This is a genomic window from Bradyrhizobium sp. i1.15.2 (assembly GCF_040548425.1).
Lineage (GTDB): Bacteria > Pseudomonadota > Alphaproteobacteria > Rhizobiales > Xanthobacteraceae > Bradyrhizobium > Bradyrhizobium canariense.
Genome location: NZ_JBEPRQ010000001.1, coordinates 917,351 through 932,714, shown reverse-complemented (window position 1 = coordinate 932,714; position 15,364 = coordinate 917,351). Strand labels below are relative to the sequence as shown.

The 15,364-nt window shown below is 63.5% G+C and carries 18 protein-coding genes and 1 tRNA gene; 10 read left to right on the top strand and 9 right to left on the bottom strand.

The genetic code is table 11. The annotated features are described in order from the left end of the window. Positions 1 to 127: 127 nt before the first annotated feature. From ABIB80_RS04370 to ABIB80_RS04360, 3 genes are all read right to left on the bottom strand, one after another. A complete protein-coding gene (locus tag ABIB80_RS04370; protein ID WP_007598566.1) occupies positions 128 to 742 on the bottom strand; it encodes a ribonuclease D in 615 nt (204 codons plus the stop codon). Between the two features lie 119 nt (positions 743 to 861). Then, positions 862 to 2,382: a glycosyltransferase family protein gene (locus tag ABIB80_RS04365; protein ID WP_007598564.1), complete on the bottom strand. Its 1,521-nt coding sequence runs from the start codon at positions 2,380 to 2,382 to the stop codon at positions 862 to 864. Next, the gene (locus ABIB80_RS04360) at positions 2,379 to 3,902 is read right to left on the bottom strand and encodes a hypothetical protein (RefSeq protein WP_007598563.1); all 1,524 of its coding nucleotides are present in this window, start codon (positions 3,900 to 3,902) and stop codon (positions 2,379 to 2,381) included. Before ABIB80_RS04360 ends, ABIB80_RS04365 begins: the two co-directional genes overlap by 4 nt. A gap of 240 nt (positions 3,903 to 4,142) precedes the next feature. Between ABIB80_RS04360 and ABIB80_RS04355 the strand changes: the two genes are divergently transcribed. Both ABIB80_RS04355 and ABIB80_RS04350 read left to right on the top strand, forming a co-directional pair. Further along, a complete protein-coding gene (locus ABIB80_RS04355; RefSeq protein ID WP_007598561.1) occupies positions 4,143 to 4,400 on the top strand; it encodes a type II toxin-antitoxin system ParD family antitoxin in 258 nt (85 codons plus the stop codon). Beyond that, the gene (locus tag ABIB80_RS04350; protein WP_354127089.1) at positions 4,397 to 4,696 is read left to right on the top strand and encodes a type II toxin-antitoxin system RelE/ParE family toxin; all 300 of its coding nucleotides are present in this window, start codon (positions 4,397 to 4,399) and stop codon (positions 4,694 to 4,696) included. Before ABIB80_RS04355 ends, ABIB80_RS04350 begins: the two co-directional genes overlap by 4 nt. Before the next feature lie 70 nt (positions 4,697 to 4,766). Here the strand turns inward: ABIB80_RS04350 and ABIB80_RS04345 are convergent. Beyond that, positions 4,767 to 4,853 (bottom strand) — tRNA-Leu (locus ABIB80_RS04345). Between the two features lie 162 nt (positions 4,854 to 5,015). Here ABIB80_RS04345 and ABIB80_RS04340 point away from each other — a divergent pair. Beyond that, on the top strand, positions 5,016 to 5,981 hold the full coding sequence (locus tag ABIB80_RS04340; protein WP_007598555.1) for a complex I NDUFA9 subunit family protein: 966 nt from the start codon (positions 5,016 to 5,018) through the stop codon (positions 5,979 to 5,981). Positions 5,982 to 6,199: 218 nt separating this feature from the next. On the opposite strand, the gene ABIB80_RS04335 is transcribed toward ABIB80_RS04340, so the two are convergent. After that, complete coding sequence (locus ABIB80_RS04335; RefSeq protein WP_007598554.1) at positions 6,200 to 7,006, bottom strand: undecaprenyl-diphosphate phosphatase; 807 nt, start codon at positions 7,004 to 7,006, stop codon at positions 6,200 to 6,202. A gap of 170 nt (positions 7,007 to 7,176) precedes the next feature. Between ABIB80_RS04335 and ABIB80_RS04330 the strand changes: the two genes are divergently transcribed. The 3 genes from ABIB80_RS04330 to ABIB80_RS04320 all read left to right on the top strand — a co-directional run bounded on the left by ABIB80_RS04330 (position 7,177) and on the right by ABIB80_RS04320 (position 10,007). Further along, a complete protein-coding gene (locus tag ABIB80_RS04330; RefSeq protein ID WP_007598553.1) occupies positions 7,177 to 7,869 on the top strand; it encodes a glutathione S-transferase family protein in 693 nt (230 codons plus the stop codon). Beyond that, positions 7,818 to 9,008, top strand: a complete 1,191-nt coding sequence (gene queG / locus ABIB80_RS04325) for a tRNA epoxyqueuosine(34) reductase QueG (RefSeq protein ID WP_007598552.1) — start codon at positions 7,818 to 7,820, stop codon at positions 9,006 to 9,008. The genes ABIB80_RS04330 and queG overlap by 52 nt, the downstream gene beginning before the upstream one ends. Before the next feature lie 201 nt (positions 9,009 to 9,209). Continuing rightward, positions 9,210 to 10,007: an acyl-CoA thioesterase domain-containing protein gene (locus ABIB80_RS04320; protein WP_035993858.1), complete on the top strand. Its 798-nt coding sequence runs from the start codon at positions 9,210 to 9,212 to the stop codon at positions 10,005 to 10,007. Between the two features lie 17 nt (positions 10,008 to 10,024). Here ABIB80_RS04320 and ABIB80_RS04315 read toward each other — a convergent pair whose 3' ends face one another. Together ABIB80_RS04315 and ABIB80_RS04310 are read right to left on the bottom strand one after the other, a co-directional pair. After that, the gene (locus ABIB80_RS04315; protein WP_007598549.1) at positions 10,025 to 10,492 is read right to left on the bottom strand and encodes a nuclear transport factor 2 family protein; all 468 of its coding nucleotides are present in this window, start codon (positions 10,490 to 10,492) and stop codon (positions 10,025 to 10,027) included. Positions 10,493 to 10,641: 149 nt separating this feature from the next. Further along, on the bottom strand, positions 10,642 to 11,466 hold the full coding sequence (locus tag ABIB80_RS04310; RefSeq protein WP_354127088.1) for an alpha/beta hydrolase: 825 nt from the start codon (positions 11,464 to 11,466) through the stop codon (positions 10,642 to 10,644). Between the two features lie 249 nt (positions 11,467 to 11,715). Between ABIB80_RS04310 and infC the strand changes: the two genes are divergently transcribed. Then, complete coding sequence (gene infC / locus ABIB80_RS04305; protein ID WP_085349942.1) at positions 11,716 to 12,255, top strand: translation initiation factor IF-3; 540 nt, start codon at positions 11,716 to 11,718, stop codon at positions 12,253 to 12,255. A 106-nt stretch (positions 12,256 to 12,361) separates the two neighbouring features. Here infC and ABIB80_RS04300 read toward each other — a convergent pair whose 3' ends face one another. Beyond that, on the bottom strand, positions 12,362 to 12,766 hold the full coding sequence (locus ABIB80_RS04300; RefSeq protein WP_007598546.1) for a hypothetical protein: 405 nt from the start codon (positions 12,764 to 12,766) through the stop codon (positions 12,362 to 12,364). 270 nt (positions 12,767 to 13,036) lie between these two features. Between ABIB80_RS04300 and rpmI the strand changes: the two genes are divergently transcribed. Then, positions 13,037 to 13,237, top strand: a complete 201-nt coding sequence (gene rpmI, locus ABIB80_RS04295; RefSeq protein ID WP_007598540.1) for a 50S ribosomal protein L35 — start codon at positions 13,037 to 13,039, stop codon at positions 13,235 to 13,237. A gap of 80 nt (positions 13,238 to 13,317) precedes the next feature. Further along, on the top strand, positions 13,318 to 13,677 hold the full coding sequence (gene rplT, locus ABIB80_RS04290; protein WP_007598538.1) for a 50S ribosomal protein L20: 360 nt from the start codon (positions 13,318 to 13,320) through the stop codon (positions 13,675 to 13,677). A gap of 3 nt (positions 13,678 to 13,680) precedes the next feature. On the opposite strand, the gene ABIB80_RS04285 is transcribed toward rplT, so the two are convergent. After that, the gene (locus ABIB80_RS04285) at positions 13,681 to 14,091 is read right to left on the bottom strand and encodes a hypothetical protein (protein WP_354127087.1); all 411 of its coding nucleotides are present in this window, start codon (positions 14,089 to 14,091) and stop codon (positions 13,681 to 13,683) included. Positions 14,092 to 14,241: 150 nt separating this feature from the next. Between ABIB80_RS04285 and pheS the strand changes: the two genes are divergently transcribed. Then, entirely contained in the window at positions 14,242 to 15,324 is a 1,083-nt protein-coding gene (pheS, locus tag ABIB80_RS04280) for a phenylalanine--tRNA ligase subunit alpha (protein WP_035995359.1), read from the top strand. The last annotated feature ends 40 nt before the right edge of the window (positions 15,325 to 15,364 follow it).

Here is a 15,364-nt window from a genome sequence, read left to right as displayed (position 1 = left end):
GCTCGCCTGGTCCGGCTGGCGGGCGCCCCATTGTAGCCGGCAACGCCAAAATATGCAGCCAGCGACAGGCCGTTACGAAAGTGTCTGAAACGGGGCGACCGCCCCAACCCGGCCGCGACGCGAAACGCTAGGAATGCGCGAAAATGTCCTCTTCGGCCCAGCCCTGGAGATCGAGCAAAGCACGGGTCGGCAGGAAGTCGAAACAGGCCTTGGCCAGCGCGGTGCGGCCTTCCCGCGCCAGCATGGCATCGAGCCGCTCGCGCAAGCCGTGCAGATGCAGCACGTCGGAGGCGGCGTAGGCGAGTTGCGGCTCGGTCAGGCTGTCGGAACCCCAATCGCTCGATTGCTGCTGCTTGGAGAGGTCGACATTGAGCACCTCGCGCACGAGGTCCTTGAGGCCATGGCGGTCGGTATAGGTGCGGATCAGGCGGGAGGCGATCTTGGTGCAGTAGATCGGCCCGGTCATGACGCCAAACGTCTGGTACAGCACCGCGACGTCGAACCGCGCAAAGTGGAAGATTTTCGTGTTCGCGGGATTGGCCAGCAGGGCCTTCAGGTTCGGCGCGTCGGTATGCCCCTTGGGGATCTGCACCACGTCTGCGCTGCCGTCGCCGGGCGAGAGCTGCACCACGCAGAGCCGGTCACGATGCGGGTTCAGGCCCATGGTCTCGGTGTCGATCGCCACCGCTCCGGTGTAGCGGGACAGATCGGGCAGGTCGCCGCGGTGCAGGCGTACGGTCATGGCGTTTCAAACCTCAATCGAATCGGTGCGCTTTTGCAGGCTAATCCCCGGGACAGATGCTGGCGAGGGCCGGCCGCGATGTATCCGCTGGCAGCCGCCGGCGCAAGCATCAGGCGCGGCTAGTAATTCAGGCGCACGAGCACGTCGTTGGTGGCGAACGGGCTGGCGGGCGCATCGCAAGCGCCGCGCCGCGCGAAGACGCAGGCCGGCTTGTCATCGCTCATCATCGCGCAACTTCGTTGCGAGAAATCCGCCGGCAATTCGCTGGCCACGCTCGCCGGCCCGATGATGCGGTTGAACCCGGCCCGGTGCGTCTGCACCATAGCTGGAAGACGCCCCTTGGCCAGGGGGTCGTCCCGATAAAAGGAATAGATCGGCCGGCGGGCCGCGAGCTGCCCACGTCCGGGCACAAAGGGATAGTTGATCGCGTAGAGGGCCAGACCGCAGGCTTCAGGATCGGCCTCGAGCTCCGCCATCAACTGGGCCACGCCGATGCCGCGCATCCAGTTGTCACGCATGATGAGCGTAGCGCCCGACAGACCGAGCGAGAGCAGCAGCCAGCCGCCACATACGACGGCGAGTGCCCGGGAGCGCCACGCGCTTTGCCGGCGCATCATCTCGACCCAATCGGCGGAGCCAAGCGCCGCCGCGATGATCAGCAGAGCGATCGACAGGAAAATGAAACGGTATTCCTTGTGCACGATCATGCTGTGAAACGCGACGTTCACGACGGCCGCGACGATCAGCAGGGGGGCATGTCGCCAGCCGCGCCAGAGCGCCAGCAGCATCAGCAGCGTCGCGCCCGACCACAGAATTGAAGCCTGCAGAACGTACGCGGCCGCCGGCGCGTCACCGAATTCCGATGCCCGGTCATGCAGGAGGTTTTGCTGAATATTCCGGACGAGCCACGCAAACGGCGCTGAGCCGTGGGCCAGGTCGAGGGCGCCGGACAGCGCCAGGACGATGCAAGCGCCCGCGACCAGCGCAATCGCGTTTCGCAGGTCGCGCCAGCACGCCGCCAACGCAAACACCGCACAAGCCGGTACATATTGAAAGCGCCAGACACAGGCGAGAGCAAGCAGTGCGCCTGCGGTGAAGAGCCGGTTTCGCGCGAGTTCGCCCGTCAGCAGATAGGCCGCCGGCAGGATCACGGCCGTCGCCAGCGGTTCGCTCAGCGTGTGGGGCGCGTAGTAGACCAGCTCAAACCAGACCGCGGCGGCAAACGCCGCGACGACGGCATGCGATCTGGAGATGCGTTCGCCGAAATGCCAGGCCGTCACGACGATCGACAACGAGGCAAGCCCGACCACCAGGCGAGGCACGACGAAGGCGCCCCACCCGCCCGGCGCAAGCCAGTCCCCCAGAGCGACCGGCCCTGCGAACAAGGTCGGCAGAAACCAGCTCCGGATACCGTCGCGCCATTCCCAGGTGACGACCCCCTGGTGACCAAGCAGGCGCCAGGCCGGCTCGAGATATTGATACAGCTCGTCGACGTGAACGATGTTCGGCCAGAAGGCGAGCGGCAGCCGGACTGCCGCAGCCAGCAGCAGCAATGCGCACAAGGCACCGTACCGCATCGCGAAGCTCTCGGCTCTGACGGCGGGCGCGATGTCGGGCAGAGCCGCGGCGCTGGTGGTCATTGTCGTTTGGTGTCGCCGGCCAAACCGGAGTGGGGCCTGACGTAAACGGTCTCGTAAGCGCCGGTGTATTGCTCGCGCCAGCCTCGCCGCTTCACCAGAAACTGCCGCAGCTGTTCGTGCGCCTTGACCCACAGCACGGCGTCGATCCGGTATTTATCGAGCACCATGTCCCACGCGGCTTCGTCGATCTCCCAGCTCACCAGCTTGAAATAGTCGCGCAGCAAATCGTCCGGATAGGCGGTCGCGGCGCGACCATCGACGAATGGGGAGACCGTGCCGTGCGTCGCGAAAATCAAGTAGCCGCCGACGTTCCAATTGTTCAGGACCCGCCGACCTGCGAGATGCTCTCGCAGGTAGCCGGCATCTTCGCTCGACAGCATCGGCGGAAGCGCGAGCGCCGGCGCAACGCGCAAATAGACAATCGGCAGGGTGCCGAGACCGACGATGCCCGCGGCCAGCAACGGTCCACGCACGTCAAGCGCAGTGAGACGCCGAGGCAGCAAGCGGCTGAGGTGAAGCGCCATCGGTGCGGTCGAGAAGATGAAGAAGAAAGCGATGTACCTGAACTGATACAGCCCCAGAATCAGGAACAGCCAGGACATCAATCTCGGCTCGAGCGGGATGGGCCTGGAGTTTCTGTAGCGGAGCTCGAGCGCGACAAAGGCCAACATGTACAGGATGCCGGGAATGCTGCCCGGCATTTCCATGTTGTGATAGTAAGACAGCCATTCGCCGATATTGCCCTGGACGAAGTGCCCCATCGTTGCGGCGGCACCGGCATAGATATTCCAGCCGAGCGGATTGACGAAGGTCGCGGCAAGGCACGCGATGCCCGCGAGAGCAAGGATCCTGAGGTCGGCCCAGGCCCCTCTAAGCACGGCGGCGCCGCAGAAGACGCCGATCACGAAAAAGCCGAGCAGGAAACCGCCGTGCAGATTGGCCCAGAGCACCATCAACAGGGGAAGCACGAACCATCGCGTTCGTCTCAGGCATTCGCGATAGAAGACGACGCAGAACAACATCGTGCATGTATTCGGCGAGACCGCGAGATACATGTTCGGCGAGGCTTCGTATGCGGGATAGAGCAGGCAGGCCAAGAAGACCGAAACGCAGACGGCGATCGCCGACGCGCCGTAGCCGAGAGAGATCGCGGTCAGGATGCCGACGATCGCCGCGCCGCAGGCCACCGTCAGCAGGACGAGGCCGCCAAAGCCTGCGTATTGAAATGTCGCACTGGCAAGCGCGTCCCAGAGCCAGGACAGATTGAGCCATGGCTTGTCGCCATGGGTGAACGACCATGGGTCCTCGAGCGGGAGTGCGTTGCGTTCCCGGATGAGATCTCCGGCCGCCAGATGCCAGCCCAAATCGTAGTGACCGAGCAGAAGCGGCGCGTTCAAGACGTAGAACAGGCAGATGAAGGAGATCAGGAACAGATAAATCCCCGACCTCAGGAAAAACGGGCTGATCGCGTTCGCAACCTTGTCGAATGCCGGCTCGTGCCAGACTTGGTGCTGATCCACCGCTTCCCTCACGACAAAGCGAGCCCGATGGCTCCGCGCTCGCCGACGGCCGGATGCGAGCCTGCCGGCTGACTTAGGGCCAGTTTGTCTAAAGTGGGGTAAATTCGGATCGTGCAATCGAGGGGTTTGGCGGAATAAATTCGGCTGGAGGGCGGGCTTCCGAAGCTTTCAAGCAGCTGTTTAGACTTGAAAATTCCAGCGTCCAATAATAGTTATTAGAGGTCGAACGGAGGTTCCGGTATGGCTGTGAGCGCCGATTTAGGAGAGACGCTCGAGAGCGTGATGAACGAGCTCGTGGCGTCCGGTCGATACCATTCCAAGAGCGAGGTGCTGCGTGAGGGCGTACGCCTCGTCCAGGAAAGAGAGGCCAGGCTGGCCGCCCTGGACGCTTCGATTGCACGCGGACTCTCAGATGCCGACGCAGGCCGGACCAGAGCGGGCTCTGACGTGTTCGATCGGCTCGAAGCCAGATTGGCGGTCCAGACGGACGGCAAGTGATCCTCACCGTCAGCGCCGAGGCAGAGGCCGATCTCGAACAGATCGTGGCGTATGTCGCGGAGCAAAGTCCTGCGAGCGCCCTCAAGCTCGTTCGCACGCTGCGAGAAAAATGTGAGTCTTTGCTGGACGCCCCACGCGCCTATCCCTTGGTGCCGCGCTACGAGCAATTTGGCGTGCGCAGGCGTCCGTTCGGTCAATTTCTGATTTTCTATCGTGTGGGTGACGACGCGGTTGAGATCATTCACATCCTCCACGGCGCGCTCGACTACGAGGCGTTGCTGTTCCCTGAGGAGTAGTTCGCGATCGCCGCTTGCTCAACGTCGGGCAGATAGCCCGACAAGCAATTTCAATCGCTTAGGGAAAAGATGGTGCCCAGGAAAGGACTCGAACCTTCACGGCCGTTAAGCCACTGGCACCTGAAGCCAGCGCGTCTACCAATTCCACCACCTGGGCATGCCGGTTAGGCACGGAGGCGGTTACTACGGTTCGGTGACGCGGTTGTCAATTCATGCTTGAACCCCGCTTCGGGATGCGGATTGCGCATCGCAAACCGGCCCGATACAAGCCTGACGAGACGCACTCTTCCCGCAGGAACGGACCCCAGGAATGGATCCCATGGCATCGAATCTGGACACGCTCGTCACGGTTTTCGGCGGATCGGGGTTTTTGGGCCGGAATGTCGTCCGCGCGCTGTGCCGGCGCGACTACCGGATCCGGGTCGCGGTGCGGCGGCCGGAGCTGGCCGGGTACCTCCAGCCCTCCGGCAAGGTCGGGCAGGTCCACACCGTGCAGGCCAACGTGCGCTATCCGGCCTCGATCGAGGCGGCGCTGCGTGATTCGCATGTCGTGATCAATCTGGTCGGCATCCTCGCCGAGGGCGGCGCGCAGAGTTTTGATGCCGTCCAGGCCAAGGGCGCCGAGACCGTCGCCAAGGCGGCCGCGGCCGCTGGGGCAGACCTGATCCATGTCTCGGCGATCGGCGCCGACGCGGAATCGCCCTCGCGCTATGCCAGGGCCAAGGCGGCTGGCGAAGCGGCGGTGTTGGCCGCGGTGCCGTCGGCGACGATCTTCCGCCCCTCCGTGATGTTCGGCCCCGAGGACCAGTTCACCAACCGCTTCGCGGCGCTGGCGCGGATGTTGCCGGTGGTGCCGCTGATCGGCGGTGAAACCAGGATGCAGCCGGTCTATGTCGGCGACGTCGCCACCGCGGTCGCGGATGCCGTCGACGGCAAGGCCAAGGCGGGCGCGACCTACGAGCTCGGCGGACCGGAAGTGCTGACCATGCGCGAGATCATCGAGGCCATTCTCGAGATCGCCGATCGCAAGCGAATGCTCATGCCGCTGCCGTTTGGCCTCGCCCGCTTCAAGGCCAATTTCCTGCAATTCGCGCCGGGCGCGCTGAAGCTGACGCCGGACCAGGTCACGCTGCTCGCGCGCGATAATGTGGTGTCGGACGCGGCGAAGGCCGCTGGGCTAACGCTGGAAGGCCTCGGCATCACGCCCGACTCGCTTGAAGCGATCGCCCCGCAATATCTCTGGCGCTTCCGCGCCGCCGGGCAATTCCAGCGCAAGAGCGCGTAGGTATTTTTCACCTCTCCCCGCTTGCGGGGAGAGGTCGGATCGCCCTTGCGATCCGGGTGAGGGGGTACAGGTCCCACCGCGATCTCACGTGTGGAGAGAGGCCCCTCACCCCAACCCTCTCCCCGTAAGAACGGGGCGAGGGAGTGCACCGCGGGCTTGGTGCGAATCTCACAGTCGCGAGAATCTCCGCTTCTTAGCGCGTCGACGTCCTCGGAAGTTTACCGCCCCAGCGCCAGCGCGATCAGGCCGAGCGTGCCGACGATCACGCGCCACCAGGCGAACACCACGAAGCCGTGGCGGGTGACGTATTCCAGGAACGTCTTCACCACGATGATCGCGGTGACGAACGACACCACGAAGCCGATCGCGACGATGCCCATGTGGTCCATCGTCATCTCGGAGCGGTTCTTGTAGAAATCGTAGGCGAACGCGCCAATCATGGTGGGAATGGCGAGGAAGAACGAGAACTCCGCCGCCGCGCGCTTGTCGGCCCCCAGGAACATCGCCGCGACGATGCTGGCACCGGAGCGCGATACGCCCGGGATCATCGCGATGCACTGCGCGATGCCGATATAGAGATACATCAGCAGCGGAAACCGGGTGGCGTCGTGCTCGCGCGCCTTGAGATCGAGCTTATCGACCCAGAGCAGGATGGCGCCCCCGACGATCAGCGAGAAGCACACCACCCATGGATTGAACAGCATGCTCTTGATGTATTTGCCGGCGACGAGACCGACGACGACCGCGGGCAGGAACGCCACCAGCACGCCGAGCACGAAGCGGCGTGCATAGGCGTCGCCCGTGAACATGCCGATTGCGACGTCCCACAATTTCTTGAAGTACAACACGACGATCGCGAGGATCGCGCCGAGCTGGATCAGGACCGTAAACGAATCCCAGAACGCGCCTTCGCCGAGATGGAAGAAGCGTTCCGCGAGCAGCAAATGGCCTGTCGAGGACACGGGAAGGAACTCGGTCACACCCTCGATGATGCCGAGGATCACTGCCCGGATTGCATCTGACATATTTACGGTCCATTTCGGCTGGAAAAGCGGGGATCTTCTCGCCCATCCGCTCCCTTGCTGCAATCGCAAAATGCGGCGTCGCGCCCTTGCTTCGCGGTTTTGAATGACTAGTGTGGCGCCGCACAAAACATTGATGGATTCTTAAGCACCATCACATAGTCAAAGGCTTCATGTTTACGCTGTTTCATCATCCGTTCTGCCCGCACTCGCGGTTCATCCGCCTGATCGCGGGAGAATACGGGCTTGAGCTGAAGTTGATCGAAGAGCGCAGCTGGGAGCGGCGCGAAGCATTTCTGCTGCTCAATGCGGCGGGCACGACGCCCGTCCTGGTGGACGACGAGCAGCCGCCGATCCCAGGCGCGGCGATCGTCGCCGAATATGTCGACGAGGCCTATGGCTCCGAGATGGGACTGAAGCGCCTGATGCCGGACACGATCGGCGAGCGCGTCGAGGTCCGCCGGCTGATGGCCTGGTTCAACGAAAAGTTTTTCGAGGAAGTCTCTCACCCGCTCGTCACCGAGCGCATCTACAAGCGCTTCATGAGCGAGGACAACGGCGGCGGACCGCCCTCGGCCGACGTGATGCGCGCCGCCAAGGCAAATGTGCGCTATCATCTGGCCTATATCGGCTGGCTGGCGCAGACGCGTAATTTCCTCGCCGGCGACCGGCTCAGCTACGCGGATCTCGCCGCCGCGGCGCACCTCTCGGCGATCGACTATCTGGGCGACGTGCCATGGAGCGAGGACGACGCGGCAAAGGCGTGGTACGCACGGGTGAAATCCCGCCCGTCGTTCCGTCCGCTGTTGAGCGAATGGCTGGCCGGCGTGCCGGCGTCGCGGACCTACGTGGACCTCGACTTCTGAATTCCGATCCGACCGAACTGAAGACGGCGCTTGCAAACGAGGCACGTGCGCTCGGCTTCGATTGCATCGGCATCACGGAGCCCGGCACGATCGAAAGCGCCGGAAAACATTTCCTCGAGTTCATCGCATCCGGCGGCCATGGCGACATGGACTGGCTCGCCGCGCAGCCGGAGCGCCGGGTCGATCCGCGCGGGCTGTGGCAGGACGTGCGCAGCGTCATCATGCTCGGCGTCAACTACGGCCCCGACCAGGATCCGCTCGCGATCCTGCAACAGCGCACGCGCGCGGCGATCTCGGTCTATGCGCAGGGCGACGACTATCACGACCTCATCAAGAAGCGCCTGAAGGCACTGGCGCGATGGCTGGTCGCGACCTCAACTTGTGAGGTGAAGCCTTGCGAAGTGAAGGTGTTCGTCGACACCGCGGCCGTGATGGAGAAGCCGCTGGCGCAAGCCGCGTATCTGGGCTGGCAGGGCAAGCACACCAATCTGGTCTCGCGCGAATTCGGCTCCTGGCTGTTTCTCGGCGCGATCTACACCACGCTGGAACTGCCGCGCGACGATTCCGAGATCGATCATTGCGGCTCGTGCCGGGCGTGCCTCGACATCTGCCCGACCGCCGCCTTCCCCGCGCCCTACAGGCTCGATGCAAGGCGATGCATCTCGTATCTCACCATCGAGAACAAGGGACCGATCCCGCGCGAATTTCGCAAAAACATCGGCAACCGCATCTATGGCTGCGATGATTGCCTCGCCGCCTGCCCCTGGAACAAGTTCGCGCAGGAGGGCCGCGAGGCCAAGCTCGCCGCACGTGACGTTTTGCGCGCGCCGGGTCTCGCCGAGCTCGCACGGCTCGACGACGCTGCGTTTCGTGCGCTGTTCACGAAGTCTCCGGTCAAGCGCATCGGCCGCGAGCGCTTTTTGCGCAACGTGCTGATCGCGATCGGCAACTCCGGCGATGCGGCACTGGCGGACGAGGCGCGGCGATTGCTGGAGGATGAGAGCGCGCTGGTGCGCGGGGCTGCGGTGTGGGCGCTAGGGCAGTTGATGCCGCGGGATGAGTTCGAAACGATCAGGACGAATGCGATTGTTGGCGAGCGCGACGAAAGCGTGCATGAGGAGTGGCGCACCGCCTCCTAGTTCCTCCGCTGTCATGCTCCGCGAAAGCGGGGCATCCAGTACGCCGCGGCGTCTCGACTGAACCACAGCCGTCTCGGAGTACTGGATCGCCCGGTCAAGCCGGGCGATGACACCGTTGTTGTGATGAGAGCGCTTCGCGCCTCCTCACCATGAGGATTGAGCATCTTGATTTCCCCGCAGCTTCCCGCAAAGTCGCGCGTCATGACAAACATGCCTTTCTTCACCCGCGACGGCGACACATTCCATCCGACGGAAGTCGCCAACGGCCCGTGGGATCCGAAATCGCTGCACGGACGCGTCATCATCGGCCTGCTCGGCTTCGCCATCGAGGAGCGCCATTCCGGCCCCGAATTCGTGCCGGCGCGGCTGACCGTCGATATGTTTCGGCTTCCGACCATCGACAAGCCGATCGAGATGACGACACGTCTGGTGCGCGACGGGATGCGCATCCGCGTCGTGGAAGCAGAGTTCTTATCCGGCGGCGTCGGCATGGCGCGCGCTTCGTGCCAGCTGTTGCGGCGAACGCAGAATCCGGACGGCAATGTCTGGTCGCCGCCGAACTGGGACGTGCCGAAGCCGGCCGACATTCCCAAGCCGACCGATCCCAGGCTCGGCATGAACGGCAAATGGACCACGCGACCGATTGTCGGCCACATGGGCTCGCTCGGGCCACGAAAGCTCTGGATGAGCGAGGTGCGCGAGCTGGTCGCGGGCGTGCCGATGACGCCGTTCGTCCGTGTCGCTACCGGCGCGGACTTCGCCAGTCCGTTCGCCAACGCCGGCGACAAGGGGCTCGGCTACATCAACAGCGACGTCACGATCTATCTGCACCGCCTGCCGGTGACGAACTGGATCGGCTTCGACGTCGTGAACCACCAGGCCACCGATGGTGTGGCGATCGGCGAGTGCTGGCTGTACGATGAAGCGGGCCCGATCGGCACCGCCACAGTTGCGGCGCTGGCGCAGCGCAAGCCGATGGTAAACCCGTCGAAGCGGTAGGTGCGCAACAACGACGGTTAACCCAAGTGCCGCTGCATTTCCGGCCGCGCCTTGAGTTCCGCGCCCTGCCTGGCGACGATCTTCGCGATTCTATCAGGTGCAAACTTCAAATCGACAAACGCCGGCGCGGTGTTCGCGACCTCGTGATAGCTGACGATCCTGCCGTCTCGAAGCGTCATGATCGCCACGCCCTCGAACATCGCCCGCGCGCCATTCGCCTCCGGCAAGGTCGAGCGATAGCTGAACGTGTAGCGCGCATAGAGCGTGGTGCTGTTCGATACCGGGTCGTGCATGTCCCAGCGGAAGTCGGTCGCCGTGCGGTAGAACCAGTCGTCGATCATCGCGGCGATCTTCTCGCGGCCGGCGAAGGCGCCATAGAACACGTCGTGATAGACGCCGTCCTCGGTGAAGAGATCAGCGAAGGCTTTTCCGTTGCGTTGTTCGACCGCGTCGCAGAAGGCGCGCAGCATGGCGGTGGTGGTCATCGGCGATTCTCCCCTCCCATTCTCAGTCATGCCCGGGCGTGACCGGGGCATCCAGTACGCCGCGGCTTCTCGGCTTGAGCACGAGCGCCTCTGGAATACTGGATCGCCCGATCAAGTCGGGCGACGACACCGAGTGCTAGGTCGCGATTTCACCCGATCTCGGCCACCGCGGCAAGAATGCGGGCGATGTCCTGCGGGCGCGAGAGGCGGTGATCGCCGTCCTGGATCATGGTCAGCACGACATCGTCGGCGGGCAGGCGATGAGTCAGCGCGAACGCGTGCTGCCAGGGCACGTCAGGATCCTGCGCTCCTTGCAGGATGCGAACGGGACAGCCGAGGTCGATGGCGCTGCCGAGCACGAGATGGTTGCGCCCCTCCTCGATCAGATTCCGCGTGATCGGATAGGGCGAGCCGTCGCCATAATCCGATGGTCTCAGCCAGACGCCTTTGGTCTCGATCTCCTTCTTCACCGCGGCCGAAAAATTCTTCCACATCAGCTCCTCGGTGAAATCGGGCGCCGGCGCGATCAGCACCAGGCCCGCCAGCGAGGCTTTGGCTTGCTGTGTCTCTTGCCGCTTTTTGATTTCGCGCGCGAGCAACAGCGCCATCCAGCCGCCCATGGACGAGCCGATCAGGACTTGCGGGCCGGCGCAGAACCGCTCGAACACCGCGACGCTTTCCTCGAGCCAGCGCCCGATGGTTCCGTCGGCGAAATCGCCACCGGATTCGCCGTGGCCGGAATAATCGAACCGGACCAATGCACGGCCGTGATCCCGGGCCCATTCGTCCAGCGCCACGGCCTTGCTGCCCCGCATGTCCGATTTGAACCCGCCGAGCCAGACCAGCCCCGGTCCTTGAGCAGATTCTTGACCAGATTCTTGCGTCGCGCGGCGGCGCACTGCGATCCGGCGTGCGGACGGGCCCTCGCCCACATCGATGAAGTCGAGCACGGCATCGGGAATTGCAGGGGTCATGGAACGTTTACTCTGGCTGTGCAGTTTGAGCTGTCCGGACGCGCTCCGCAGCGCAGCCGGACGTCGGCATTTGCCCTTTGGGACGCTTGCGGAACGGAAGCAAGGTGTCTATGTCCCTCTGCGTGCCCCGCCGTGGCCAAAATGCCTCGCATTTGAGGCTTTTTCGACCGCCGCACGAGCGATTGCTTGCCGGCAACCGTATCTTCCTGCAAAATAGCCGCCTCTTTTCATAACTTTGGAGAACCACCCATTCGCCGTCCCAATAAAGCCCCGCCCACTGCCGCCAAAGACGGGCCGCGCATCAATGACGACATTCGCAATGCGCAGATCCAGCTGATCGATCAGACCGGTGACAACAAGGGCACCATCGAGACCGTCGCGGCTATCCGCCTGGCCCAGGAAGCCGGCATGGATCTGGTCGAGATCTCGCCGAACGTCAGCCCTCCCGTCTGCAAGATCATGGACTACGGGAAGTATAAGTATTCCGCGCAGAAAAAAGCCGCCGAAGCCCGCAAGCGGCAGAAGATCGTCGAGATCAAGGAGATCAAGCTCCGCCCGATGATCGACGACCACGATTACGAAGTGAAGATGCGCGCCATGCAGCGGTTCTTCGAAGAAGGCGACAAGGTCAAGATCACCCTGCGCTATCGCGGCCGCGAAATGGCGCACCAGGAGATCGGCACCAAGCTGCTCGACAAGATCAAGACCGACGTCGCCGAGCTCGCCAAGGTGGAGCAGGACGCGCGGTTCGAGGGCCGTCAGGTCGTCATGGTGCTGGCGCCGCGCTGACGCGAGTTGTTCAGGATTGAGAGTTCAACGGCCCGTCCGGCCTTCCGGCGGGCCGTTTTGTTTTGGCCGAGGAAGAAGGGGAGGGAGCGCATCGAATGCTTGGCGACTAACTCCTCGTCGCCTGCCAGGTGCCGCTGCACTGATCGCCGGAGATGATACCCCTCCACGAACCGGCGCCGTTCACGCCGGCAAGCCGACCGCCGCCGCTGGCATGGGACGCCCCGACCGAGACCTGGACCGCGACGGTACCGCTGCGATTGACCTTGCCGGAGACCCGGCCACCGCCGGCGGACGACACCCGGCTGCCGGCGACGGTGAAGGGAACGCTGTAGCCGGAGCTGCAATTGCCGCGGGTGGTGGCGAAGGTGACGTTCCAGACTCCGTCATAGCCGCGGATGCGCGCATCGGCAGTCGAGGGAAACGCAGCCATGGCGAGCACGGCCAACAGCGCCAGGCGGCGCGGACGAGCGAAATCAGTCAAAGACGGAAGCGATTGGGAAAAATGGGGCATTCTGGTCCTGCTCCGGGCGACACGGCCCGGACATGAAGATAGCAATTCCGGATAGTCGGCGGCTAGGTTCCGCCGGTTCATCGTTGCCAATTCGCCCGTCCTCTGTCATAAGCCCAGCCTTCATTGCCCGGCTGATTAAGGGCTGCCGTGGCGGTGTCCGTGCGGGTTTCGCGCTTGTTCGTAAAACCTGAGCACAATCAACGCTCTAACGAGCATTTTGACGGCCAGCCGCCTTTGCGGGCGGATTTCTATGGCCATTAGGAGAGCCAAATGCCCAAGCTGAAGACCAAATCGGGCGCTAAAAAGCGCTTCAAGGTGACTGCCACCGGCAAAGTGATGTTCGCGCATCGTAGCAAGCGGCACGGCATGATCAAGCGGACGAAGAAGCAGATCCGGCAGCTGCGCGGCACCGCCGTGCTGTTCAAGACCGACGGCGACAACGTCAAGAAGTACTTCTTGCCGAACGCCTGATCGCGTCCACGATCATTGCCACCCGCGCCGCAGCTTTCGCGGCGATCCGAACATCAAGTCACTTCTGAAGGATATTTGTCATGGCTCGCGTCAAACGCGGTGTGACCGCCCACGCCAAGCACAAGAAAGTCTACAAGGCCGCCAAGGGTTTCCGCGGCCGCCGCAAGAACACGATCCGCACCGCCAAGCCGGCGGTCGAGAAGGCTCTCGTGTATGCCTTCCGTGATCGCAAGCGCAAGAAGCGGACGTTCCGCGCGCTCTGGATCCAGCGCATCAACGCCGCCGTGCGTCCGTTCGGCCTGACCTACAGCCGCTTTATCGACGGCATGGCCAAGTCCGGGATCACCGTGGACCGCAAGGTGCTGTCGGATCTCGCGATCAACGAGCCCGCGTCGTTCCAGGCGATCGCCGAGAAGGCCAAAGCCGCTCTGGCGGCCTGAAGCCTAACGGCCGGCTCCGCCGGCCTTCAGCGCGCGTTGCGAGTAGCGCTGGGCGATCTCCGCCCGGCAGAATGCGGTGAATGACAGATACATGGTGCCGGATTTATTCCGGTACTTCCGGTCGCACACGCGCATCTCGCGTTGGTAAGCCTGTTTCCGCGCACTGTTGAGGCTGGGCATGAAGTCCGCCTCGCATTTCTTCTCGACGGCGGCGCCGAGCTGGACATCGCCGCTCGCGGTCAATTGGCAATCCTGAAACACTTTCATCGCGCTTTCGCAGCCCTTCTGGGCACCGATGGTGTCGACGACCTCGTCCAGCGTCATGGATTTCTCCATGCAGACCATGGCGCGCGCCGGGGTGCTCGTGACAGAGAGAACGACAGCGAGAGCAGCCAGACCGGATCTTGAGAGCATCGCGAAAGTCTCCTCATATCCTCCTTGGTGCCAGCCTCCCGCGCGAGGTTCAACCCAGCCGCTCGTCAGCCCGAATCACCGGCTTTTCGCTTGACGTTACGGCCTTCGGGCGGCGACAACCCAGCCGAATTTGGCAGCAGGGATTTGACCGTGTCCGACCTCGCAATGCTCGAAACATCCATCCTCGACCAGATCGCCGCCTCCGGCGACGAGGCCGCCCTCGAAGCGGTGCGCGTCGCAGCCCTCGGCAAGAAGGGTTCGATCTCGGCGCTGCTTGCCACGCTCGGAAAAATGTCGCCGGACGAACGCAAGACCCAAGGTGCTGCGATCAACCAGGCCAAGGACAAGGTCACCGAGGCACTCGCCGCGCGGCGCGACGTCTTGAAATCGGCGGCGCTCGACGCGCGGCTTGCGTCGGAAACCATCGACGTCACCCTGCCGCTGCGCGATGCGCCGGCTGAAGCCGGCCGCATCCATCCGCTGAGCCAGGTCTGGGACGAGCTGACCACGATCTTCGCCGATATGGGATTCTCGGTCGCCGAAGGCCCGGATATCGAAACCGACGACTACAACTTCACCAAGCTGAATTTTCCGGAAGGCCATCCCGCGCGCGAGATGCACGACACCTTCTTCTTCCATCCGAAGGAGGATGGCTCGCGCATGCTGTTGCGCACCCACACCTCGCCGGTGCAGGTGCGCACCATGCTGAGCCAGAAACCGCCGATCCGCGTGATCTGCCCGGGCCGCACCTATCGCATCGATTCGGATGCGACGCACACGCCGCAATTCCACCAGGTCGAAGGCCTCGTCATCGACAAGCACTCGCATCTCGGCCACCTCAAATGGATCCTGCACGAGTTCTGCAAGGCGTTCTTCGAGGTCGACCATATCAACATGCGTTTCCGGCCCTCGTTCTTCCCGTTCACCGAGCCGTCGCTGGAAGTCGACATCCAGTGCCGCCGCGACAAGGGCGAGATCCGCTTCGGCGAGGGCGAGGACTGGCTCGAGATTCTCGGCTGCGGCATGGTGCATCCGAACGTGCTGCGCGCCTGCGGCATCGATCCCGACGAGTACCAGGGCTTCGCCTGGGGCATGGGCATCGACCGCATCGCCATGTTGAAATACGGCATCGCCGATTTGCGCCAGCTGTTCGACAGCGACGTCCGCTGGCTCTCCCATTACGGCTTCAAGCCGCTCGAAGTGCCGACGCTGGCGGGAGGGCTGAGCTCGTGATGGGCTTGCCCGGACGCACGTACGCAAAGACTCTCTCCGT

Bases quoted from the DNA above. Each gene is read 5' to 3' on its own strand.
- ABIB80_RS04370 (WP_007598566.1), bottom strand. From the start codon at position 742: ATGACCGTACGCCTGCACCGCGGCGACCTGCCCGATCTGTCCCGCTAC.
- ABIB80_RS04365 (WP_007598564.1), bottom strand. From the start codon at position 2,382: ATGACCACCAGCGCCGCGGCTCTGCCCGACATCGCGCCCGCCGTCAGA.
- ABIB80_RS04355 (WP_007598561.1), top strand. From the start codon at position 4,143: ATGGCTGTGAGCGCCGATTTAGGAGAGACGCTCGAGAGCGTGATGAAC.
- ABIB80_RS04340 (WP_007598555.1), top strand. From the start codon at position 5,016: ATGGCATCGAATCTGGACACGCTCGTCACGGTTTTCGGCGGATCGGGG.
- ABIB80_RS04335 (WP_007598554.1), bottom strand. From the start codon at position 7,006: ATGTCAGATGCAATCCGGGCAGTGATCCTCGGCATCATCGAGGGTGTG.
- ABIB80_RS04330 (WP_007598553.1), top strand. From the start codon at position 7,177: ATGTTTACGCTGTTTCATCATCCGTTCTGCCCGCACTCGCGGTTCATC.
- queG (WP_007598552.1), top strand. From the start codon at position 7,818: ATGGCTGGCCGGCGTGCCGGCGTCGCGGACCTACGTGGACCTCGACTT.
- ABIB80_RS04320 (WP_035993858.1), top strand. From the start codon at position 9,210: ATGACAAACATGCCTTTCTTCACCCGCGACGGCGACACATTCCATCCG.
- ABIB80_RS04315 (WP_007598549.1), bottom strand. From the start codon at position 10,492: ATGACCACCACCGCCATGCTGCGCGCCTTCTGCGACGCGGTCGAACAA.
- ABIB80_RS04310 (WP_354127088.1), bottom strand. From the start codon at position 11,466: ATGACCCCTGCAATTCCCGATGCCGTGCTCGACTTCATCGATGTGGGC.
- ABIB80_RS04300 (WP_007598546.1), bottom strand. From the start codon at position 12,766: ATGCCCCATTTTTCCCAATCGCTTCCGTCTTTGACTGATTTCGCTCGT.
- rpmI (WP_007598540.1), top strand. From the start codon at position 13,037: ATGCCCAAGCTGAAGACCAAATCGGGCGCTAAAAAGCGCTTCAAGGTG.
- rplT (WP_007598538.1), top strand. From the start codon at position 13,318: ATGGCTCGCGTCAAACGCGGTGTGACCGCCCACGCCAAGCACAAGAAA.
- ABIB80_RS04285 (WP_354127087.1), bottom strand. From the start codon at position 14,091: ATGCTCTCAAGATCCGGTCTGGCTGCTCTCGCTGTCGTTCTCTCTGTC.